At 65.7% G+C, this 22,307-nt stretch carries 17 protein-coding genes and 2 pseudogenes; 8 read left to right on the plus strand and 11 right to left on the minus strand.

From position 1 onward, the window contains the following. Window positions 1-23 precede the first annotated feature (23 nt). On the minus strand, window positions 24-692 hold the full coding sequence (locus A9W99_RS25530) for a response regulator transcription factor (RefSeq protein ID WP_067385165.1): 669 nt from the start codon (window positions 690-692) through the stop codon (window positions 24-26). 114 nt (window positions 693-806) lie between these two features. On the opposite strand from A9W99_RS25530, the gene A9W99_RS26925 reads away from it, so the two are divergent. The 3 genes from A9W99_RS26925 to A9W99_RS25540 all read left to right on the plus strand — a co-directional run bounded on the left by A9W99_RS26925 (window position 807) and on the right by A9W99_RS25540 (window position 2,131). After that, window positions 807-962 (plus strand): DUF6131 family protein, encoded by a 156-nt coding sequence (locus tag A9W99_RS26925; protein WP_172828949.1) that lies wholly within the window; start codon window positions 807-809, stop codon window positions 960-962. Between the two features lie 111 nt (window positions 963-1,073). After that, window positions 1,074-1,649, plus strand: coding sequence for a hypothetical protein (locus A9W99_RS25535; protein ID WP_067385168.1), 576 nt, complete (start codon window positions 1,074-1,076; stop codon window positions 1,647-1,649). Next, window positions 1,646-2,131: a hypothetical protein gene (locus A9W99_RS25540; RefSeq protein WP_067385170.1), complete on the plus strand. Its 486-nt coding sequence runs from the start codon at window positions 1,646-1,648 to the stop codon at window positions 2,129-2,131. Before A9W99_RS25535 ends, A9W99_RS25540 begins: the two co-directional genes overlap by 4 nt. Window positions 2,132-2,159: 28 nt before the next feature. Here A9W99_RS25540 and A9W99_RS25545 read toward each other — a convergent pair whose 3' ends face one another. From A9W99_RS25545 to A9W99_RS27920, 4 genes and pseudogenes are all read right to left on the minus strand, one after another. Further along, window positions 2,160-2,594: a DUF402 domain-containing protein gene (locus tag A9W99_RS25545; RefSeq protein ID WP_067385173.1), complete on the minus strand. Its 435-nt coding sequence runs from the start codon at window positions 2,592-2,594 to the stop codon at window positions 2,160-2,162. Between the two features lie 89 nt (window positions 2,595-2,683). Then, window positions 2,684-3,820, minus strand: coding sequence for an ABC transporter permease (locus tag A9W99_RS27910; RefSeq protein ID WP_371514990.1), 1,137 nt, complete (start codon window positions 3,818-3,820; stop codon window positions 2,684-2,686). A 42-nt stretch (window positions 3,821-3,862) separates the two neighbouring features. After that, a pseudogene (locus tag A9W99_RS27915) lies at window positions 3,863-4,435 on the minus strand (ATP-binding cassette domain-containing protein); the annotation flags it as partial. Then, window positions 4,412-5,302, minus strand: a pseudogene (locus A9W99_RS27920) (FHA domain-containing protein); the annotation flags it as partial. The pseudogenes A9W99_RS27920 and A9W99_RS27915, both read right to left, overlap by 24 nt. Window positions 5,303-5,506: 204 nt before the next feature. Between A9W99_RS27920 and A9W99_RS25555 the strand changes: the two are divergent. The 3 genes from A9W99_RS25555 to A9W99_RS25565 all read left to right on the plus strand — a co-directional run bounded on the left by A9W99_RS25555 (window position 5,507) and on the right by A9W99_RS25565 (window position 11,194). Continuing rightward, entirely contained in the window at window positions 5,507-7,534 is a 2,028-nt protein-coding gene (locus A9W99_RS25555) for a serine/threonine-protein kinase (RefSeq protein ID WP_067385179.1), read from the plus strand. 76 nt (window positions 7,535-7,610) lie between these two features. Next, a complete protein-coding gene (uvrB, locus tag A9W99_RS25560; RefSeq protein ID WP_067385182.1) occupies window positions 7,611-9,782 on the plus strand; it encodes an excinuclease ABC subunit UvrB in 2,172 nt (723 codons plus the stop codon). Continuing rightward, window positions 9,779-11,194: an MFS transporter gene (locus tag A9W99_RS25565; protein ID WP_067385184.1), complete on the plus strand. Its 1,416-nt coding sequence runs from the start codon at window positions 9,779-9,781 to the stop codon at window positions 11,192-11,194. The genes uvrB and A9W99_RS25565 overlap by 4 nt, the downstream gene beginning before the upstream one ends. Here the strand turns inward: A9W99_RS25565 and A9W99_RS25570 are convergent. Then, the gene (locus A9W99_RS25570; RefSeq protein WP_067385187.1) at window positions 11,183-12,760 is read right to left on the minus strand and encodes a glycosyltransferase family 39 protein; all 1,578 of its coding nucleotides are present in this window, start codon (window positions 12,758-12,760) and stop codon (window positions 11,183-11,185) included. The two genes, A9W99_RS25565 and A9W99_RS25570, sit on opposite strands and share 12 nt — an antisense overlap. Window positions 12,761-12,946: 186 nt before the next feature. Between A9W99_RS25570 and A9W99_RS25575 the strand changes: the two genes are divergently transcribed. Then, a complete protein-coding gene (locus A9W99_RS25575) occupies window positions 12,947-13,390 on the plus strand; it encodes a universal stress protein (RefSeq protein WP_067385190.1) in 444 nt (147 codons plus the stop codon). Between the two features lie 3 nt (window positions 13,391-13,393). Here the strand turns inward: A9W99_RS25575 and A9W99_RS25580 are convergent, their stop codons facing one another. Further along, window positions 13,394-14,080, minus strand: a complete 687-nt coding sequence (locus A9W99_RS25580; protein WP_067385314.1) for an MBL fold metallo-hydrolase — start codon at window positions 14,078-14,080, stop codon at window positions 13,394-13,396. A 96-nt stretch (window positions 14,081-14,176) separates the two neighbouring features. On the opposite strand from A9W99_RS25580, the gene uvrA reads away from it, so the two are divergent. Next, window positions 14,177-17,095 carry an excinuclease ABC subunit UvrA gene (gene uvrA, locus A9W99_RS25585; protein ID WP_067385192.1) on the plus strand — a complete coding sequence of 973 codons (2,919 nt, stop codon included), beginning with the start codon at window positions 14,177-14,179 and terminating at the stop codon, window positions 17,093-17,095. A 60-nt stretch (window positions 17,096-17,155) separates the two neighbouring features. Here the strand turns inward: uvrA and A9W99_RS25590 are convergent, their stop codons facing one another. The 4 genes from A9W99_RS25590 to A9W99_RS25605 form a co-directional block, all read right to left on the minus strand. Further along, the gene (locus A9W99_RS25590; RefSeq protein ID WP_067385195.1) at window positions 17,156-18,331 is read right to left on the minus strand and encodes a winged helix DNA-binding domain-containing protein; all 1,176 of its coding nucleotides are present in this window, start codon (window positions 18,329-18,331) and stop codon (window positions 17,156-17,158) included. Then, on the minus strand, window positions 18,332-20,266 hold the full coding sequence (gene htpG, locus A9W99_RS25595; protein WP_067385316.1) for a molecular chaperone HtpG: 1,935 nt from the start codon (window positions 20,264-20,266) through the stop codon (window positions 18,332-18,334). Window positions 20,267-20,358: 92 nt separating this feature from the next. Next, a complete protein-coding gene (locus A9W99_RS25600; RefSeq protein ID WP_067385198.1) occupies window positions 20,359-22,086 on the minus strand; it encodes a serine/threonine-protein kinase PknH/PknJ in 1,728 nt (575 codons plus the stop codon). Then, window positions 22,079-22,306 carry a hypothetical protein gene (locus A9W99_RS25605; protein WP_067385201.1) on the minus strand — a complete coding sequence of 76 codons (228 nt, stop codon included), beginning with the start codon at window positions 22,304-22,306 and terminating at the stop codon, window positions 22,079-22,081. The genes A9W99_RS25600 and A9W99_RS25605 overlap by 8 nt, the downstream gene beginning before the upstream one ends. Window position 22,307 lies beyond the last annotated feature (1 nt).

Consider the following 22,307-nt stretch of genomic DNA (forward strand, 5'->3'; position numbering starts at 1 on the left):
TCCCGGCGTGCCGGTGCAGAAACTCAGGGTCCGCCGCGCCAGTGTTCGATGCGGTGATGGTCCGGCGTGAAGCCGTGGTTCACACCCCACAGCACCGCCTGGGTGCGGCTGGCGACGCCGATTTTGCGGTAGATCGTGCGGATGTAGGACTTGACGGTGTTCGGGCTCAGGTAGGTCAGGCGCGCGACGTCGGCGTTGCTCATGCCCTGGGTGATCAGCGCCAAGACCTCTGATTCGCGATCGCTCAGACCCTCGCCGCGCCCGGGCCAGTCCAGCCCGGGCACGCTACGTGCCCGCCCTTCGACCTCGCTGATGACCACCTCGCCGGCATGTACTGCCTCCAGTGCGGCGACCAGTTCCCGTGCGGGCAGAGTCTTCGAGAGATACCCGTGGGCTCCGTGTTGCCGTGCACTTTGGACGAGATCTGGGTGAAAGTTCCAGGTATAGACCACAACTCGGCGCGCTCGGGGATTGGCGACCAGGACCCCGATCTCTTCGTGATCCGATTCGGGTTGGGCGAACGAGTCGTACAGGACGATGTCGACCGCATCTTTGACGGGCATGGTGGAGTCGAGTTCTGCGATCACGATGCGGTCCCGGTACGGCTCCAGCATGTTGGCCACGCCTTTGACGACAACGTCGTAGTCGTCGACGAGCGCGATCGTGATCGGAGCGCGAGGCGTTGCCGGCATGTCGGCGAGATTACCTCCCTAAGGGTGTATTTCCACCCCCCTTAAGGGTGGTCGACTGAGAGCAGCGTCGGGTCGACCGGCCCGATCCAGTCATCGCAAGGGAGAAGGCTTGTCATGATTATTCTCGGCGTCATCCTGCTGATCGCAGGGCTCGTGCTCAAGATCCAAATCCTGTGGACCCTCGGGATCATCGCGCTGGTCGTCGGCGTGATCCTGGCCATCCTGGGTAGCACCGGACGCGCGGTCGGCGGCCGCAGGCATTACTTCTGAGTCGGGCAGCCCACCACGCCTGGTCGGCCTGGCTGTGTGCGGCGCGTCACAAAATTGCGTTTGTGTTGGCGCCACTCGGGCTATTCGACATGTGTACGAGAGGAGCACGAGATGCCCGCATGGGAATGGATTTTGATCGCGGTCTCCGTCGTCGTCGTGGTCGCCGTGTTGGTCGCCGCGGCAAGCGTGATCAACAGTCGCAGGAAAACGGAGCGACTCAAGCAGCACTACGGCCGCGAATACGAGCGCCTGGTTTCCGAGACCGGTAGCCAAAAGGGTGCGGAGAATGAACTCACTGCCCGGGAACGCAACCGAGAAAAGCTCGACATCGTGCCGCTGACGCCGTCGGCTCTATCGGATTTCACCACGCGCTGGAATGAGGTACAGACCAAGTTCGTGGACAACCCGGCAACCGCCGTCGGCGTCGCCGATCGCTTGGTCACCGAGGTGATGCGCGAACGCGGTTATCCCGTCGACGATTTCGAACAGCGGGCCGCCGACATCTCGGTAGACCATCCGCAGATCGTCGAGAACTATCGCGCCGCGCACGGCATTCACCTGGCGCAGCAACAGGCCGACGTCAGCACCGAGCAGCAACGCGAGGCGTTCGTGCACTATCGAGCGCTGTTCGAAAAATTGCTCGACGTTGACAGGGAGAACCACACGTCCAAGGAGGCAAGTGCATGACTACGCATGAACATCAAACGGTGACCGAGTCGCAGGTCCCGGAAGCGGCGCCTTCCGGCGCGCCGCCACCGTCCGCCGGGCTGGAGCAAAGCCAAAGCCAGCAATCGGGTGCGGCGGCGGATCACGCGGTCGCTTCGGAAGAAACAACGCCCAGGCCTGAGGTTGCGCCGGCATCGGCGGAGCCAGCGAGCACAACTCGCGAATCACCGACAGCCGAAACGCTATTCGCCGACGACGAGCTCGGCGAGTTGCGCGCGCGGTGGGCCGGCGTGCAGGCGGCGTTCGTCGACGATCCGAAGGAATGCGTCCAGAAGGCGGACGTCCTGGTTTCCGATCTGGTGGAGCAGCTCACGACCGGTTTCGCTCAAGCGCGTTCGCGTCTCGAAGAGCAGTGGGCTCAGGGCCGGGAAGCCTCGACTGAAGACCTCCGTTTGGCGCTGATGCACTATCGCGAGTTTTTCGAGCGGTTACTCGCTGTCTGACACGCGAACCGGCCAGTGCCGCAACAGGTCAGCGCCAGGTGAGTGCCATGCCGCGGCCTGCTAACCACCGAGACAGGTCGTGGCCGTTGCGGGCCAGTCCGTCGACGGCGTCCATCGCGCGACGGACTGCCCGCTCGGCAACGTCCGGAGTCAGCAGCCCGTGCCGGACGGCGTCCAGCAGCTCGTCGACGTCGGCCAGGCTCAACCCTTGACCGGTACGCACCGCGATGTCGAGATAGTGGTCCTCGGAACGCCAGATGTCCGGGCCCGGCGTGTATTCGCCGACGTCGAGGTAGTAGTCCTGATCCCGCTCGTGGCCGGGGTTGAAGTGAAACACGGTGGCGCGCAGGCCCAATGAGGGCAAGAGCCACGATTCGAGGTAGTGGAACTGAGCCCGGCCGGGAGTGGGCCGCGCCAGATAGAGGCCCCACGGCTGTACGGCATACTCGTCGACCGCCCGCACGATGCCCTTGGGATCGGTGTTGGTGCGTGCGAGGAGATCGAACGTTTCGTGCTTCGGCGGATGGATGGTCTCAGCCTATCGCTTCGGGACTATCGCTTGAGCCTGATCTTCCAGCGCACAAAGCAAGCGTAGAAGAGCGAGAGCCCGGCCAGCACGCCCATGTCGATCAGCCAGATCTTCGACGTGTGCTGCCAGAACCGGTCCTGGGGCAACAACGAACCAGGGACCAGCGTCCGCAGGTCGACCGTCGACGCACCGGCAGCATATCCCCAACGCGCCGGCACCACCGACGAAACCTGTTCAAGCCCAATGCGATTGGTCACCGGGACCATTCCGCCGCACAGCACCAACTGCACCATGATCGACACCACGAACAACGGCATGATCTGTTCAGTCGAGCGGACCAGCGACGAGACCAGCAGACCCAGCATGGCCGACGCCACGCACGTCGCAGCGACCGCCGCAAACAGCTCGAGGCTGGCCGCGAGCGCGGTGTGGCCCATCACGGCGGCGCCCCGTGTCGGCGCACCCTTGCCGACAACCACGATCGCGGTGGCAATCGCCGCCTGCAGGATGGCGAAGACGCAGAACACCCCGGTCTTGGCCAGCAAGTAGGCACCGGTCGACAGTCCGACCGCTTGTTCTCGCTGGAAGATGGCGCGTTCGCCGACAAGATCGCGGATGGTCAGCGCGGTGCCCATGAAGGCCGCGGCATTGACCAGCAGGTTGAGTATCTGCGCGGACTCGTCGGGAGGGCTGGCGTGCTCGGAGGCGATGTGGAATCCGCCGGAACCCGGCACGGTTAGCGACAACGCGCCGAGAATGAACGGCAACAGCGCCAGGAATACGAAGTAGGCACGATCGGCGACAACCAGGCGGACCTGGCGCCGCGCGATCGTCGAGATCTGGCGCCGCAGGCTGGTGTGCACCGGCTTGCCCAGCTCTGCCGGCTCGGTCTCCGGCCGTTTCGGGGGCTGGTTCTTGGCCTGGCTCCGGGCCAGAAAACGCCGGTTGGCTTCCTCGGGGTCCGCCCCCACATTGGTGAAGATCTTGGCCCAGTTGGTGGTACCCATCGCCTCGCCGATGCGCTCGGGGGGGCCGCAGTACGCGATCTTGCCGCCGGGTGCCACCAGCAACAGCTGGTCACAGATGTCCAGGTAGGACAACATGTGCGTCACCACGATCACCACCCGGCCGGCGTCGGCCAGCTGGCGCAGCATCATCATGACCTGGTGGTCCAGCGCGGGGTCCAGGCCCGACGTCGGCTCGTCCAGGATCAGCAGCGACGGTCCGGTGAGCAGTTCGAGTGCCACCGAGGCGCGTTTGCGCTGGCCGCCGGACAACTTGTCCACCCGGGTGTCGGCGTGTTTGGTCAGGTCGAGTTCGTCGAGCACCTGGGCGACGACCCCGGCCCGGTCGGCTTTGCCGGTGTCGGGCGGGAGGCGTAGCTCCGCCGCATAGCCCAGCGCCTGGTTGATCGTCAGCTGCCGGTGCACCACGTCGTCCTGCGGGACCATGCCGATCCGGCTTCGCAGCGAGGCGTATTCGTCGTGAATGTCGTGGCCCTCGAAGGTTACCGAGCCGGCAGTGGGTCGGGCGTATCCGGCGATCAGCCGGGCAAGCGTGGTCTTGCCCGCCCCGGATCCGCCGATTATCGCGGTCAGCGTTCCGGGCCTGGCGATCAGCGAGATGTCATCCAGCAGCCGTTTGCCTTGTTTGCCGTCGTCGACGCTGTACCTCACCCCGCGCACCTCGAGGCCGCCGGTGCGCGTCTCGGCCTCGGTGCGCGGAATCAGGGTGCTGTTCGTGAAGATCAGGTCGACGTTGCCGATCGTTACCACGTCGCCCTCGGACAAGATCGCCGATCCGACGCGGGTGCCGTTGACGAATGTCCCATTGACGCTGCAGTCGCGGATTTCGGTGCCGAGTGGCGTCAGAGCCAGCGTTGCGTGCTCCCGCGAAGCCAAGACGTCGGAAACGACGATGTCGCTGTCGTCGGCGCGACCAATCGTGACGGTGCCGGCCGCTTTCGGATGCCCGGAACTTCCGGGCGATCGCTGCGACAGGAACTTCACCATCCGCGTTGCCAGGTTCGACGAATCGCCGGCCCTGACGTCGATCACGGTGAACTCGGCGGGCGGATTCGACGTGGGGGGAGCTGTCCGTCGTAGGTTGACCGCCGTGCGCTCTTGGGGTGGCGTCTGAGGAATCCGGCGTGGCTCGGGCCGCGGGACGGGCACCTTGCGAAATCCGCTCGCCGGATGCCGGCCGCGCGGAGGGGTCCCGGTGTGGCCCCCGGCCTGGGCGGGCGGGGGTTCCGGGGTCAGCGACCAGGCGAGCGTCGGCGGCCCGGAACTGACCATCGACCTGGCCTGCGCCGGCCGACCGGTGGTTCCCTGCTGCGGCCCGATCTGGAAAGTCAGTCGCGGTCCCTCCGGGTTACCGACGTTGACGCTCTGCCCGTCGTGGATGTCGAACACGGGCATCCGGTAGCCGTTGACATAAGTCCCGTTCAGCGAGCCGTTGTCGATTGCCAGCCAGCGGCCCTGATCGAAGCGCACGATCAAATGCTCGCGGGAGATGCGCGGGTCGGCGATCCGCAGGTCGGCCTGCGGATCGCGGCCGATGACCACCTCCCGGCCTGCCGCAAACGACTGTCGAGAGCCATTGTGCCGGACGGTCAATAAGGGCGGGGCGGGTGGATTCACCCTTTCAGTATTTTTGGTGACATGTGAGGCCTGGCTTGGACTGGCCTGTGAACTAGCTTTGTTTCACCATTCGGCACTCACAGCCGATTCATAGCCTGCATTGGTCGGGCGCCCACCCACGTTCGGCAGTATTCGAACGGGATACGAGCCTCCGGATTGCCAGTCCGGCGGTCCGGCGTGCCGGAAAACGAGGGGAGGCGGTCGATGGAAGAGCCGACGAGTGATACGCAGCGGCTGGGGGTCGGGCGACGGCTGCTCTCCAATCCTGGCCTGGCCGGTGCCGCCCTACGTGCGGGCTTCCAGTCGCTGCCGTCGGCGACCGTCGCGCACCTGTTCCGCCGGATTCCACCGGTCAGCTCTACCCCGAACGCGCAACCTCCCGACGCCGCGGAGCGGCGCGACGAGGTCAGCGGTTCACGCATAGCCGCCGGCGAGCCGTTCGCCGGGTACACCATCCTGCGGCCGCTGGGGGCCGGCGCGATGGCCGAGGTGTACCTGGCGTTGCACCCCAGGTTGCCGCGTCGCGATGTGATCAAAGTGCTCGCAGCGCCCGTCACTGCGGACAGCGAGTTTCGCGAGAGGTTCAACCGGGAAGCCGATCTCGCGGCAACACTGTGGCACCCACATATCGTCGGGGTCCACGATCGCGGTGAATTCGACGGTCAGCTCTGGATTTCCATGGACTACGTCGAGGGCACCGACGCGGCGCGGCTGCTGAAAGAGCGCTACCAAGAAGGCATGCCGGTCGATGCCGTCTGCGAGATCATCCGGGCCGTCGCGGCCGCCCTCGACTATGCGCACACCCGCGGCCTGCTGCATCGCGACGTCAAGCCCGCCAACATCCTGCTCGCTCACCCCGACACCGAGGAACGCCGAATCCTGTTGGCAGACTTCGGAGTAGCTCGTCACCTCGGCAATATCAGCGGCATCACCGAAACCAACGTCGCGGTCGGAACCGTCGCCTATGCCGCGCCCGAGCAGCTGACCGGCTCCAACATCGACGGACGCGCCGACCAATATGCCTTGGCGGCAACGGCTTTCCATCTGCTCGCCGGCGTTCCGCCGTTTCAGCACGCCAATCCCGTCGCGGTGATCAGCCAGCACCTGCACGTCGATCCGCCGCGACTCAGCGATTACCGCCCGGAGCTGGCATACCTCGACGACGTGTTCGTCCAGGCGCTGGCCAAGAAGCCGGAAGACAGATTCGAGAGCTGCCGCGCGTTCTCCGCCGTGCTCAGGGGGCAGATCGCCGGCACTGAGTCCCGACGGCGTCGTGCCCTCGCCTCTGTGACCCACCGTTTTTCGTCCCGAACCCGGTGGTCGGCGGCGATGGTCTGTGCAGTGCTGATCGCGGTGGCGGCGACCTGGTCGATCTTGTACAGCTTCCAGCAGGAAAGCCCGCAGCCCAGTCCCGCGCTGGCGTCGAAACCCTCTGTTCCCGCCGCGGGCGCCGCCCCCGCGAGTTCCGCGCGGGTCCTCAACGGCACCTATCGGCTGGACTACGACAAGTCGAAGAAGGCCACCAACGGTCTGCCGATTCGTCACGACGTGGCCGCCACCGACTGGTGGGCCTTCCATTCGGCGTGCACCAGCAACGGCTGCGCGGCCACCGGGTCGCAGCTGGACGATGCCACCCACCAGGTGGCCAGCACGACCGATGGCGGTCAAACCGATGTGCTGCGCTTCGTCGCCGGCTATTGGCAGGGCGCGCCGCAGCAGGAGCGGGTGGGCTGCCGTCAGCCCAACGGGCAGGTCAGGGCGACTCAGCACGAGACGGTGGCGTGGTCGCTGGCGCCGCAGCCCGACGGCACGCTGCGCGGTACCGAAACCGAAACCGTGTTGTCCAACGAGTGCGGGGCGCAGGGCGCGGTGGTCCGCATTCCGGTGGTGGCCACCAGGGTCGGTGACGTCCCGCCGGGCGTGGCCCTGCCCGATCCAGCGGCTGGGCTCGGTGCTGGATCGGGAAGGGCAACGCCATCCGTCAAGCCGGCGCCGCCCGTCCTCGGCGGCCTGTGCGGCGACGTCGACAAGCTCGGCTACGACCAGACCAGCAATCAGCAGGTCGTGTGCGAGGGCAACACCTGGGCCAAAGCCCCGATCACCACCGGGGTGCACGCCGCCGGAACCTCGTGTGATCTGCCGGATGTGCCGGTGTTCGCCATGTCCACCTCCAACGACGGCTATCTGCTGCAATGCGACCCGGTGACCCGGATGTGGACCCGGCACAGCTAGTTTTCCTGGGCGACGGCCACGCTGGCGTGACGCTCGCGGACGAGGGCTTGTCGGTGGCCGCCTCTACTCTGGTGACATGGCTTTCGCCACCGAGCATCCAGTAGTCGCACATTCGGAATACCGGCCGGCCGCAGAGGACGTGGAGGGGCTGGTGCGCACCGGCGCGCGTTTCGAGGTGGTCAGTCAGCACGCGCCGGCCGGCGACCAGCCGACCGCCATCGAGGAGCTGGAGCGGCGGATCAAAGCGGGGGAGCGCGACGTGGTGCTGCTCGGTGCCACCGGCACCGGCAAGTCGGCCACCACCGCGTGGCTGATCGAACGCCTGCAACGGCCCACGCTGGTGATGGCGCCTAACAAGACGCTGGCCGCCCAGCTGGCCAATGAGCTGCGAGAAATGTTGCCGCACAACGCGGTCGAGTACTTCGTGTCGTACTACGACTACTACCAGCCGGAGGCGTACATCGCGCAGACGGACACGTACATCGAAAAAGACAGCTCGATCAACGACGACGTCGAGCGGCTGCGGCACTCGGCGACCTCGGCTCTGCTGTCCCGGCGCGACGTGGTCGTGGTGGCCTCCGTGTCCTGTATCTACGGACTGGGCACCCCGCAGTCCTATCTGGACCGCTCGGTGGAACTGAAGGTCGGCGCCGAGGTCCCGCGCGACGGCCTGCTGCGACTGCTGGTCGACGTGCAGTACACCCGTAACGACCTGTCCTTCACCCGCGGCTCGTTCCGGGTCCGCGGCGACACCGTCGAGATCATCCCGTCCTACGAAGAGCTGGCGGTCCGCATCGAGTTCTTCGGCGACGAGATCGAGGCGCTGTACTACCTGCATCCGCTGACCGGTGAGGTCATCCGCCAGGTTGACTCGCTGCGGATATTCCCGGCCACGCACTACGTCGCCGGCCCGGAGCGAATGGCGCATGCGATCTCGACCATCGAGGCGGAACTCGCCGAACGACTCGCTGAACTCGAGGGTCAGGGCAAGCTGCTGGAGGCCCAGCGGCTGCGGATGCGCACCAACTATGACATCGAGATGATGCGCCAGGTCGGGTTCTGCTCGGGCATCGAGAACTACTCGCGCCACATCGACGGTCGCGGGCCGGGCTCCCCGCCCGCGACCCTGCTGGACTACTTCCCGGAGGATTTCCTGCTGGTCATCGACGAGTCGCACGTCACCGTGCCCCAGATCGGCGGCATGTACGAGGGCGACATGTCCCGGAAGCGCAACCTCGTCGAGTACGGGTTCCGGCTGCCGTCGGCCTGCGACAATCGCCCGCTGACCTGGGAAGAATTCGCCCAACGGATCGGGCAAACGGTGTACCTGTCGGCAACCCCGGGCCCCTATGAACTGAGCCAGACCGGCGGTGAGTTCGTCGAACAGGTGATCCGGCCCACCGGTCTGGTCGATCCGAAAGTCGTGGTCAAGCCGACCAAAGGACAGATCGACGATCTCATCGGCGAAATCCGGAAACGCGCCGACGCCGATCAGCGGGTGCTGGTGACAACGCTGACCAAGAAGATGGCCGAAGACCTCACCGACTACCTGCTCGAAATGGGCATTCGGGTGCGCTACCTGCACTCCGAGGTGGACACACTGCGCAGGGTCGAGTTGCTCAGGCAGCTGCGGCTGGGTGAGTACGACGTGCTGGTCGGGATCAACCTGCTCCGGGAGGGCCTGGACCTGCCCGAGGTGTCGCTGGTCGCGATCCTCGACGCCGACAAGGAGGGCTTCCTGCGCTCCACCCGCAGCCTGATCCAGACCATCGGCCGCGCCGCCCGCAATGTCTCCGGCGAAGTGCACATGTACGCCGACACGGTCACCGACTCGATGAAGGAAGCCATCGACGAAACCGAGCGCCGGCGAGCCAAGCAGATCGCGTACAACGAGGCCAACGGCATCGACCCGCAGCCATTGCGCAAGAAGATCGCCGACATCCTCGACCAGGTCTATCGCGAGGCGGACGACACGGAAACAGTCGAGATAGGCGGGTCGGGCCGCAACGCGTCGCGTGGCCGGCGGGCGCAGGGCGAGCCCGGCCGCGCGGTCAGCGCCGGGGTATTCGAGGGCCGGGACACCTCTGCCATGCCGCGAGCCGAGCTGGCCGACCTGATCAAAGACCTCACCGCCCAGATGATGGCCGCGGCCCGTGACCTTCAGTTCGAACTGGCCGCGCGGTTCCGCGACGAGATCGCGGACCTGAAGAAGGAACTGCGCGGGATGGACGCCGCCGGGCTCAAGTGACGGCAACGACAACCGAAACCGGCAGTTGGCGTGAGCTGCTGGGCCGCTACCTAGGCGCGTCCGTCGTGCTGGCCGGTGGCGTTGGTCTGTACGCCACCAACGAGTTCCTGACCGTCAGTTTGCTGCCCAGCGCCATCGTCGAGATCGGCGGGAACCGGCTGTACGCCTGGGTGGTCACCCTCTACCTGGTCGGCTCGGTGGTCGCGGCGACCACGGTCAATTCGGTACTGGTGAGATTCGGCGCCCGCAACTCGTTTCTGCTGGGGCTGGCCGTCTTCGGCGTCGCCAGCCTGGTGTGCGCGGCAGCGCCGAGCATGGAGGTTTTGATAGCAGGACGCACCCTGCAGGGAGTGGCCGGCGGCCTGCTGGCCGGCCTCGGGTACGCCCTGATCAACTCCGCCCTGCCTCGATCATTGTGGACGCGTGGGTCGGCGCTGGTGTCGGCGATGTGGGGGGTTGCGACCGTCGTCGGGCCGGCGATCGGCGGCGTGTTCGCCCAATTCGGGTTGTGGCGCTGGGCATTCGGCTCGATGGCAATTCTGACCGCGCTGATGTCGATCCTGGTGCCGACGGTACTGGCCGCCAGCCGAGACGGCGCGGGTGGCGAGACACCCGCGACACCGGCCCTCAAGGTGCCGGTGTGGTCTTTGCTGCTGATGGGCGCCTCCGCGCTGGCGGTCAGCGTCGCACAGCTTCCGCACCGCGTCCTGGCGACTACCGGATTGCTGGGGGCCGGTGTGCTGCTGGTCGCGGTGTTCATGGTCGTCGACCGGCGCAGCCGAGCAGCGGTATTGCCGTTGAGCGTGTTTGGCTCCGGCCCGTTGAAATGGGTCTACCTGACGATGGCCCTGCAGATGATGGCGGTGATGGTTGACACCTACGTGCCCTTGTTCGGCAAGCAGCTCGGACACCTGAACCCTGTTCTGGCCGGATTCCTGGGGGCGGCGCTGGCGGTCGGCTGGACGGTCAGCGAGATGGTCAGCGCATCGCTGAACAACTCTCGGCTCATCGGGTATGTGGTCTTGACCGCGCCGCTGGTGATGGCGGCCGGTCTCGCGGTGGGTGCCCTCACTCAGCGCGCCGACGCATCGATCGGAGTCATCGTGCTCTGGGCGGCGGCATTGCTGGTGGCTGGAATAGGCATCGGGATGGCCTGGCCGCACCTGGCGGTAAGAGCCATGGAATGTGTCGACGACCCCGCCGAAGGCGGCGCGGCCGCGGCCGCGATCAACATCGTGCAGCTGATTTCCGCGGCCTTCGGTGCCGGGCTGGCCGGGGTTGTGGTGAACCTCGCCGACGGCGCCGACCTACTGGCCGCCCAGTGGTTGTTCACGGTGTTCACGCTGCTTGCGGCGGTCGGCTTCATCGCCTCCTACCGAGCGACCCGCGGCGACCGGCGCTCACCGCGTTGACTTGACCACCTGCGAGTAGTGGAACTGCCATCGCTCGACGATGCGGAAACCCAAATAGCCGGGAAATTGGTACGCCGGTGCGCGACCGAACGCTTTTCCCGGCGGCAGCGAGTCGCCGGTTTGATGATCGGGCAATGACTTGTCCCGGTCGGTGATGGTCCACAGCGTGGAGCACTTGTTGATCTTGGCCGTCGTCAGCCACACCGCCACGTGACCGTCCCACAAGGCACCGACCTTCGGCCCGTAGTATCCGCGCTCCACATCGACCAGCGATCGGTACGCGGCGGGGCGGGCGGCCAGCAGCGCGCGGACCGGCCCGGGCCGCCACGGGACCGTGTTGTCCACCATCAGGCAGTCCCCAGGCACCGCGTGGGAACTGATCAGATCGGCAACCTGGCTGTAGTCCCAGCCCTCTTTGGCGTACGGGCCGCGTTGGGTGACAAGGTAATTCGGCAACGCGGCCACCGCGAACAGCACTAACAGACCGGCGATGAACAATGGCTTGCGGGCGACCGTGACGATGCAGACCGCCAGCACCACGGCCGCCGCGGGGGCGGTGAGAATCAGATAGCGCGGGTAGTACATAGGTTCGACGGTGGCCGAATAGACCAGCACGATGGCGTTCGGAATCACGATCCACGCCGAGCAGGCCTGCAGCAGCCGGCGGGTCTCGCCACCGGGTCCGGGTGCGCCGGCCAGCCGCGCCGCAATGGCGGCGACGACGAGCACTCCCGACAGAATCGCCAACGGAACGCTGTGGTCGAAATACTGCCGATGCACCACGTCGAGGAAAAGGTTGCGATGCAGTCCCGCAATCCAGCCCACCTGAAACGCCTGTCCGTGGGCGAACAGCAGGAAAGGTGTCATGGCGCCCAGCGCGAGGGCTGAGCTGGCCGACCACCAGATGACGACGGACTTACGCGCTCCTCTGGGTGCGAGCAGTGCCAGCATCGCTGCGTACACCGGCACCAACAGCACCAGATAGACGCTGACCAGTATCGACAGCATCAGTGTCAGCGTGTAGACCAGCCACAGCCGTGGCCGGTTACGCCGCACTGCCGCGACGAACAAAACCGTCAACCAGGCGGCGGCCGCCACCGACAGAGCGGAGGAGCGCGCCTCGATACCGGCCCACGTGATTCGGGGCAGGATGGCGAACACGACGCCCGCGCACAACGCGGTACGACGGCCCTGCGAAGGAAACTGCTTGGCGAAAACGACCACACCTGCCGCTGCGGCGCCGACCGCCAGACTGCTGGGAAACCGCGACCAGAACTCCGTCGGCGGGAAGACGGCGAACCAGCCGTGCATCAGCAGGTAGTAGAAGCCGTGCACGGCGTCGATATGGCCGAGGAGCTTCCACAGTTCGGGCAGTGTCCGGCTCGCCGAGGCCGAAATCGTGGCGCCCTCGTCGTACCACAGGGACGGCCGGCCCGCCCAGCCCGCGCTGATCACGACGGCCAGCAGGGCGATCGCCAGGGGGTCCAGCAGCCGGCCGCGAGCGTGTGCGCGCCCCGGCTCGTCGGCGATATCCGCCGCGCGTCCCTCGAGAGTCGGTACAGACATGATGCTTGTCACTGTAATGAACCTGGTCAGCGGTCCGTCGCTGGTGCGCTACCCAGGGTTTCGCACGTGACCGATCCCGCTAGGTGTGCGTGACCATGAGGTTTCCGACACGGTTGAATCTCACCATCTGCATCCGGCACGCGATAGTGTCTTGGCTTGGCGTAGCAACCGACATTGGGAGGGTAAATGAGCGCCTACAAGACCGTGGTGGTAGGAACCGACGGCTCGGATTCATCGATGCGTGCGGTGGACCGGGCGGCCACTATCGCCGGGGCGGACGCGAAGTTGATCATCGCGTCGGCGTATCTACCCCAGCACGACGACGGCCGGGCCGCCGACGTCCTGAAACAAGAGAGCTACAAGGTCTCGGGCACCGCGCCGATCTACGACATCCTCCACGACGCGCGGGAGCGGGCGCACAACGCCGGCGCGAAGAACGTGGAGGAGCGACCGATCGTGGGGGCTCCGGTCGACGCGCTGGTGCACCTGGCTGAGGAGGAAAAAGCCGATCTGCTGGTCGTCGGCAACGTCGGTCTGAGCACCATCGCCGGCCGCCTGCTGGGATCTGTGCCGGCCAACGTCTCACGCCGGGCCAAGGTCGACGTGCTGATCGTGCACACCACGAACTAGCTCCTACCAGCCTCGTTCACGCCATTCGTCGAGGTTGGGGCGTTCGGCGCCCAACACGGTGTCGTCACCGTGCCCGGGGTAGATGACCGTGGAGTCGTCGTACACGTCGAAGACCCGGGTGGTGACGTCGTCGAGTAGCTGGGTGAAGTCGCCGGGTTGCCATGTCTTGCCCACCCCTCCCGGGAACAGACAATCGCCGGTGAACAGGTGCGTCACATCTCCGGTCGCCGGCCCGTCGAGGGCCAGGGCAACGGATCCCGGCGTATGCCCGCGCAGGTGGATGACGTCGAAGGTCAGCTTGCCGATTTGCACCGTATCGCCGTTAACCAGCAAACGATCGGGCTTGACCGGCAGCGGATCGGCGTCGATCTCGTGCGCGGCGGTCGGCGTGCCGGTCGCCGCGGCCACCGCCTCCAGCGCCTGCCAGTGATCGAAGTGCTGGTGGCTGGTCACGATCAGCGACAATTTCGGCGCGTATCGCCGGATCAGGTCGATGAGAGTCTCGGCGTCGTTGGCGGCGTCGATCAGGAGTGTTTCGCCGGTCTCGGAACATGTCACCAGGTAGGCGTTGTTGTCCATGGGGCCCACCGATGCCTTCAGGATCGTGGCCCCGGGCAGCGTGCGGCGCGCCGCGGTACCGGGGTCGACGTGTCCGGTGTAGTTGTCGCTCAGGTTGTCGGGGGCAGTCATACCGGTCAGGTTACTGGTCTGCGGATGCTTGTCGGTACGGCCACATAGCATGGGGGACGAGTTCTGTCTGAAAGCCAATGGGTTGAAAGGGAGTGCGTGGCTGATCGCCTCATCGTCAAGGGTGCTCGCGAGCACAACCTGCGCAGTGTCGACCTTGACCTGCCTCGTGACGCGCTGATCGTCTTCACCGGGCTGTCCGGGTCGGGCAAGTCCTCCCTGGCCTTCGACACCATCTTCGCCGAGGGCCAGCGGCGCTACGTCGAGTCGCTGTCGGCGTACGCTCGCCAATTCCTGGGACAGATGGACAAGCCGGACGTCGACTTCATCGAAGGCCTTTCCCCGGCGGTGTCCATCGACCAGAAGTCCACCAACCGCAACCCGCGATCGACGGTCGGGACCATCACCGAGGTCTACGACTACTTGCGCCTGCTGTACGCGCGCGCGGGCTCGCCACACTGCCCGGTCTGCGGTGAGCGGATCGCAAGGCAGACGCCCCAGCAAATCGTCGACCAGGTGCTGGCGATGGAGGAGGGCACCCGGTTCCTGGTGCTGGCACCCGTGGTGCGCACCCGCAAGGGCGAGTTCGCCGACTTGTTCGACAAGCTCAACGCCCAGGGTTACAGCAGGGTGCGGGTCGACGGCGTCGTGCATCCGCTGACCGATCCGCCCAAGCTGAAGAAGCAGGAAAAGCACGACATCGAGGTGGTGGTGGACCGCCTCACCGTCAAGGCCACCGCCAAGCAGCGGCTAACCGACTCGGTCGAGACCGCGCTGAACCTGGCCGACGGCATCCTGGTGCTGGAATTTCCCGACAGTCACGACGAACACGGCCACCCTCGCGAGCAGAGGTTTTCCGAGAAACTGGCCTGCCCCAACGGGCACCCACTGGCGGTCGACGACCTGGAACCGCGGTCGTTCTCGTTCAATTCGCCCTACGGCGCCTGCCCCGAGTGCACAGGGCTGGGAATCCGCAAGGAGGTCGACCCGGACCTGGTGGTGCCCGACCCGGAACGCACGCTCGCCGACGGCGCGGTGGCGCCGTGGTCCAACGGCCACACCGCGGAGTACTTCACCCGCATGATGGCCGGCCTCGGTGAGGAAATGGGCTTCGACGTCGACACCCCGTGGCGCAAACTTCCGGCCAAGGCGCGCAGGGCAATTCTGGAGGGCTCCGACCACCAGGTGCATGTGCGGTACCGCAACCGGTATGGCCGCACCCGCTCGTATTACGCCGATTTCGAAGGCGTGCTGGCGTTCCTGCAGCGCAAGATGGAACAGACCGAGTCCGAGCAGATGAAGGAACGCTACGAGGGCTTCATGCGTGACGTGCCCTGCCCGGTGTGCGAGGGCACCCGGCTCAAGCCGGAGATCTTGGCGGTGACGTTGGCGGCGGGCGAGCGCGGCGCCAAATCAATCGCCGAAGTCTGTGAGCTGTCGATCTCGGACTGCGCCGAGTTTCTGAACGCGCTCACCCTCGGTCCGCGCGAGCAGGCGATCGCCGGGCAGGTACTCAAGGAAATCCAGTCGCGACTCGGCTTTTTGCTCGACGTCGGGCTGGAGTATCTGTCGCTGTCGCGCGCCGCGGCCACGCTGTCCGGCGGTGAGGCCCAACGTATCCGGCTGGCGACTCAGATCGGGTCCGGCCTGGTCGGGGTGCTCTACGTGCTCGACGAGCCATCCATCGGTCTGCACCAGCGAGACAATCGTCGGCTCATCGAAACCCTCACGCGCCTAAGGGATTTGGGTAACACCCTGATCGTGGTGGAGCACGACGAGGACACCATCGCACACGCCGACTGGGTCGTCGACATCGGGCCGGGAGCCGGCGAGCACGGCGGCGCCATCGTGCACAGCGGTACCTACAGCGAGCTGCTGGCAAATGCGGAGTCCATCACCGGCGCCTACCTGTCGGGCAAGGAACGCATCGAGATACCCGCTATCCGGCGTCCCGCCGACCGGCGGCGCCAACTGACCGTCGTCGGTGCCCGCGAGCACAACCTGCGCGGAATCGACGTGTCCTTTCCGCTCGGGGTGCTGACCGCGGTGACCGGCGTGTCCGGTTCCGGAAAGTCCACCCTGGTCAACGACATCCTGGCGGCGGTGCTGGCCAACCGCCTCAACGGCGCCAGGCAAGTCCCCGGCCGGCACACCAGGGTCACCGGGCTGGACCACCTGGACAAGCTGGTGCGGGTGGACCAGTCGCCGATCGGTCGCACGCCGCGGTCCAACCCGGCCACCTATACCGGGGTTTTCGACAAGATCCGCACGCTGTTCGCCGCCACCACCGAGGCCAAAGTTCGTGGCTATCAACCCGGCCGGTTCTCGTTCAACGTCAAAGGCGGTCGCTGCGAGGCGTGCACCGGTGACGGCACCATCAAGATCGAGATGAACTTCCTACCCGACGTGTACGTGCCGTGCGAGGTCTGTCATGGCGCCCGATACAACCGGGAAACCCTGGAAGTGCACTACAAGGGCAAGACCATCTCGGACGTGCTGGACATGTCGATCGAGGAGGCGTCGGAGTTCTTCGAGCCGATCACCGGCATACACCGCTACCTTCGCACGCTGGTCGACGTGGGGCTGGGGTACGTTCGGCTCGGCCAGCCCGCGCCCACGCTGTCGGGTGGCGAGGCTCAGCGAGTGAAGCTGGCCGCCGAGTTGCAGAAGCGCTCCACCGGACGCACCATCTACATCCTCGACGAGCCCACTACCGGTCTGCATTTCGACGACATCCGCAAGCTGCTGAGCGTCATCAACGGCCTTGTCGACAAAGGCAATACGGTGATCGTGATCGAACACAACCTGGACGTGATCAAGACGTCGGACTGGATCGTCGACATGGGGCCCGAGGGAGGTGCCGAGGGCGGGACTGTCGTCGCCGAAGGCACACCGGAAGACATCGCGGCGGTCCCGGAAAGTTACACCGGAAAGTTCCTCGCCGAAGTGGTCGGGCGTAACGGCGCCTCAACGAGCACGCCGCGTCGCCCATCCCGGCAGCGCAAAGTCAGCGCCTGAATTGATTCTGCGGAGAGGGCGCACCCCTCTCGAATTCCGCCGCCCTGGTAGCAGTTTCGATCAGGCCGTGGTCCCCGACTTCGATAGCGGCGACGGGAAGCGAGGGCTGACCCGCACGCCATCCAGCCACTCGGTGAGTTCGTCGGCACGCCGCTGCAGGGCACGTCGCGCGTCCCGGCCGGGGTCCTCGAGCAACTGCAACTCGACGCGCGCGTCGCCGTCTTGATACCAGCCGCCCACCACGCGCCCATTGCACCATGCGGTCGGACCGGCGTTGCCGTTGCGGTCGAAAACCTGGTCCCGGTGGGCACCGATATACCAGTCACGCTCAGACCAGCCCATTGTCGTCACATCGAGGCCCGGAAGCAGCGCACACCACGGCTCGACGTCCGGCTCGGTATCGAGATCGTCCGGCATCGCGTAGCCGACCTTCCCGCTCAGGTCTACTTGCGCTGCGCCGATGTCGGCCAACGCTTTTCGTGCGGCGGTCAGGGTGGTGCCGAACCACCACTTCACATCGTCGACGCTTGCCGGCCCGAACGTCCGCAGCCAGCGTCGGGTCAGGTCTGCCTGCGCATCTGCCGACGACGCCGGGTGGCGAAGTTCACCCAGCCAGTCCGCGGTGGTCGCCCACCGCGGACGCGACGTGGTCCACGTTGCGTCGTTGGGTCCGCGCACGATTTCGCCGCGCGCCGAAAGCACCGTCAAAACCCGTGGCGCGATCGGAACCTCACCGCCCCAACGCTTTCCGGGCGCCGGATTGTAGGTTCCGACCAGTTCTGGGAGCGCGGCCCGCAGCTCGGTGCTGCTGGCAGGGCCGTGCTCGCCGAGGTGGCGCACCACCGCGGCGCAGGCCGCCTCCAGCCAGCGTTCGCCGTCCGCGGTCAGCCCCGCCTTGCGCACATCGGCGGCCAGCCGGCGACTCTCGTTGACGGCCACCCGGTCGCTCGCCGCGGCTTGCACCACCTCCAGGTCAGCCGCGTTCACCAACCACAGCGTCCGCCGCATTGCCAGCTGCTTGACCGCAGATCGCTGCACATACAGCTCGCTGTCCAGGTCGACGGTGGAAAAACTCGCCGACCGCGCCCACAGCGACAGATACGGAGTGGCGGGATCGGTGGCATGCAGCCCGACTAGCCCTGCGATGACCGTGCTTATCGGCGGCGAGCCGGCCGGCGCCAGGAAATGCCTGCGCGCCAGCCGGTTTCGCCGTTCGTCGACACCGAATTTGCGCACCTACAGCGTACGAACCAGCCGGTCGGCGAGCAGCCCGGCGAACTTGGCCGGATCCTCGAGTGCGCCGCCTTCGGCAAGAAGAGCTGTGCCATAAAGCAATTCGGCGGTTTCGGCGAGACGGTGCAGTTCAGCCTCGTCGCCGCCCTTCTTGTGGGCCTGTTGCAGGCCGGTGACCAGCGGGTGGCTCGGATTGAGCTCGAGAATCCGTTTGCCGACCGGAAGCGGCTGTCCGCTGGCACGGTAGATGCGCGCCAGCGCAGGCGTGATGCCGAAGGCATCGGTGATAAGGCAGGCCGGCGATTCGGTCAGGCGGGTCGACAACCGCACTTCTTTGACGTGTTCGTCCAAGGTCTCCTGCAGCCAGCTCAACAGGTCGGCGAATTCCTTTGCCTGCTCTTCGCGTTCGGTCTCGGACTTGTCCTCCTCGGAGTCCAAGTCCACTTCGCCCTTGGCCACTGACTGCAGCGGCTTGCCGTCGAACTCGGGCACCATTCCCGTCCAGACCTCGTCGACCGGGTCGGTGAGCAGCAGGACCTCGTATCCCTTGGCCTTGAACGCTTCCAGGTGCGGAGAGCTGAGCAATTGCTGACGCGACTCGCCGGTGGCGTAGAAGATCTGCTCTTGGCCCTCCTTCATCCGCACCACGTACTCGGCCAGCGTGGTCAGTTCTTCGTCGCTGTGCGTCGAGGCGAACGACGAGACGCGCAGCAGCGTTTCGCGATTGTCGACGTCCGACATCAGGCCTTCTTTGAGAACCCTGCCGAACTGCGACCAGAACGTGCGGTAGTCCTCCGGGCGATCGGACTGCAATTCCTTGATCGTGGAAAGCACCTTTTTGGTCAGCCGCCGCCGGATCGCCTTGATCTGCCGGTCCTGCTGCAGGATTTCGCGGGAAACGTTGAGCGACATGTCCTGTGCGTCCACGACGCCCTTGACGAAACGCAGATAGATCGGCATGAGCTCCTCGCAGTCGCTCATGATGAAGACCCGCTTGACGTACAGCTGGATCCCGATCTTGTTGTCCTGGTTGAACAGATCGAATGGGGCGTGCGACGGAATGAATAGCAGGGCCTGGTACTCGAACGTCCCTTCGGCCTTCATCTGGATGACCTCGAGCGGGTCGTCCCAGGCGTGCGCGATGTGCTTGTAGAACTCCTTGTATTCCTCTTCGGAGACTTCGTCTTTGGACTTGGCCCACAGCGCCTTCATCGAGTTGATGGTCTGCGTCTCGATGGTGACCTGCTCTTCGCCACCCTCCTCCTGCGGAGGCGTGCGGCGTTCCACGTCCATCCGGATGGGCCAGGCGATGAAGTCGGAGTACTTCTTGACCAGCTCCCTGGTCTTCCACTCCGACGTGTAATCGTGCAGCTCGTCCTCGGCGTCTTCGGGCTTGAGGTGCAGCGTGACCGAAGTTCCCTGCGGCGCGTCGTCGACGGACTCGATGGTGTAGGTGCCCTCGCCGGTGGACTCCCACCGGGTGGCCGCGCTCTCGCCGGCCTTGCGGGTGAGCAACTCGACCTTGTCGGCCACCATGAACGTCGAGTAGAACCCGATCCCGAACTGGCCGATGAGTTCTTCGGAGGCCGTCTCGTTCTTGGCTTCTCTCAATTTCTGCCGCAGCTCGGCGGTCCCCGACTTGGCCAGTGTGCCGATCAGGTCGACGACCTCGTCGCGGGTCATGCCGATCCCGTTGTCGCGGATGGTCAGCGTGCGGGCGCTTTTATCGGGCTCGATCTCGATGTGCAGATCGCTGGTGTCGACGTCCAGGTCCTTATTGCGGAAGGCTTCCAGCCGCAGCTTGTCGAGCGCGTCGGAGGCGTTCGAGATCAACTCTCGCAGAAACGAGTCCTTGTTGGAGTAGACCGAGTGGACCATCAAATCCAGCAGCTGGCGCGCCTCCGCCTGGAACTCCAGCTGCTCTGCCTGCGCGTTCATATACCTCCGTTCGTTTGGTTTGGCCATGTGCAGATCTCGGCACCGATTATCCACAGCGAACTGGGCGGCGTACGGGCTGCCGGTCTTAACATCTACTTCGGCACCTTGGCAGCCATGTCGGTGGCGATCTGGCTGGCCTGGTTGGTGAGCTGGGGAGCGCAGGCGCTCACGTCGATGACCACGTTGGACACCGCACTCAGCACATGCTGGCAGGTCGTGCCGCGGTTGTCGGTCGAGTCGTGTATCAGCGCGATCTTCGGCGGCGCACCGGTGACCTCATGGAATTTCCAGGACAGGGTTTGGCCGTCGTGGGTCGTCTGGGTGACGGGCTTACCGGCGCACCCGTTCCACTGGCTCTGCTGAGCGTAGACGAATTGGGTCGCCTGCGCTGCGGAGGCAAAGTGCACAGCACCTTGGACTACGACGATGTTGGGACTGCCGCGCCTCTCCAAGAGCTGGGCCACCGTGGCGGTATAGCCGCTGCTCTTATAAGTCGGGGTCTGGAAGCCGATCAACGCCCCGAGACATTGTGGATCCGACAGCTTGTCCCCGGGGTCGATGTCCGCCATGTCCGTTCTGGTCTTGCTGACGACGATGCCGGAAGTCGAGAAGTATGCGTCGAGTTGTGCGGGGCTCAGCAGCAGCGAATTCAGTTGAGCGGGAGCAACTGTCGGAACGGTCCTGGTCGTGGTTGTGGTGGAAAGCGCGGGGGCGGTGGTCGTGATCGGTGTGGTGGTCTGGCTGTTCGGCTGCCCGCTTCCGCTGTTGCCGACAGCCAGCCAGATGGCCGTGGCGAGCAGTAAGGCAACGACCGCCGCGACGGCGCCGACGAGCAACCACGGTTTGCGCTGCGACGGCGTAGGTGGCGCCCAAACCTGGGGCGGCAGTGGGAGTTGCGGCGGCATCATCGGCATCGGTCCGCTCGGCGGCGGAACAAAGTGCCGGGTGTGTTCGAGCAGCGTGTCCGCCCGGTGTTGGTCGGGCGCGCTCAGCGCGTCATGAGCGGCCTTTGCCAGAGCGCCGGCGCTTTCGTAGCGCTCGGTGGGCTCCTTGGCCATCCCGCGCGCGATCACCTGGTCGAAACCGCTTGGCACCGAAGGGTTTTGCCGGCTAGGCCGTGGGATGGGCCGGGTTAGGTGTGCTGCCATCAGCGCGGGCAGATTCTCGGAGGAGTACGGCGGAACGCCGGTCAGGCATTCGTAGAGGACACAGGTCAGCGCGTAGATGTCGGCGCGATAGGTGATGTCGCCGTCGCCGAATCGTTCGGGCGCCATGTAACACCAGCTGCCCACTGCGGTACCGGTCTTGGTCACGCTTTTGTCGGTGAATGCCGCGGCGATCCCGAAGTCCGCGAGGTAGGCGAAGTCTTCGCCGGTGAGCAGGATGTTCTCGGGTTTGATGTCGCGGTGGATCACCCCGGCGCGGTGCGCGGCGTCAAGCGCGGCTGCGACCTGTTCGATGATGGCCACCGCGCGCGGCGGAGCCAACGGTCCCTCGCGGCGGATCAGCGCCGCAACGTCATTGCCTTCGACATAGCGCATGTCGATGAAGAGCTGACCGTCTATTTCGCCGTAGTCGTGGATCGGCACGATGTGCGGTTCTTGCAGGCGACCTGCGGTGTGCGCTTCGCGTTGCATGCGTCGGCGAAACACGTCGTCGGAGCTGAAGTGCTGCGACATCAGCTTCAGCGCGACGGTGCGGTCCTTGACGGTGTCATACGCCGCGTAGACCTCGCCCATTCCTCCGCGGCCCAGCAGCCGCTGCAGCTTGTAAGGTCCGAACTGGCTGCCTACTCGCGAGATCGGCCCAATGTCAGTCATCGCTTCGCATGGAATCACGGATCTGCGCCAGCCGTTCGGCCGCCGCGCGCTGGCGCTGCTCGTACTCGTCTTCGATCTTGCGGCCTTCCGCACTCTCAGCGTCGAGTTCCGTTGCACCCACCGAGGTTCCGTACCTGGTTTCGATCTTCTCGCGGACGGATTCGAAGGTTGGCACGCCCGAGTCGTCGTATCCGTCCGACGTCGTTGCTTCGTCAGGCATG

Source organism: Mycobacterium sp. 1164966.3, assembly GCF_001665395.1.
In the GTDB taxonomy this organism is placed as follows: domain Bacteria; phylum Actinomycetota; class Actinomycetes; order Mycobacteriales; family Mycobacteriaceae; genus Mycobacterium.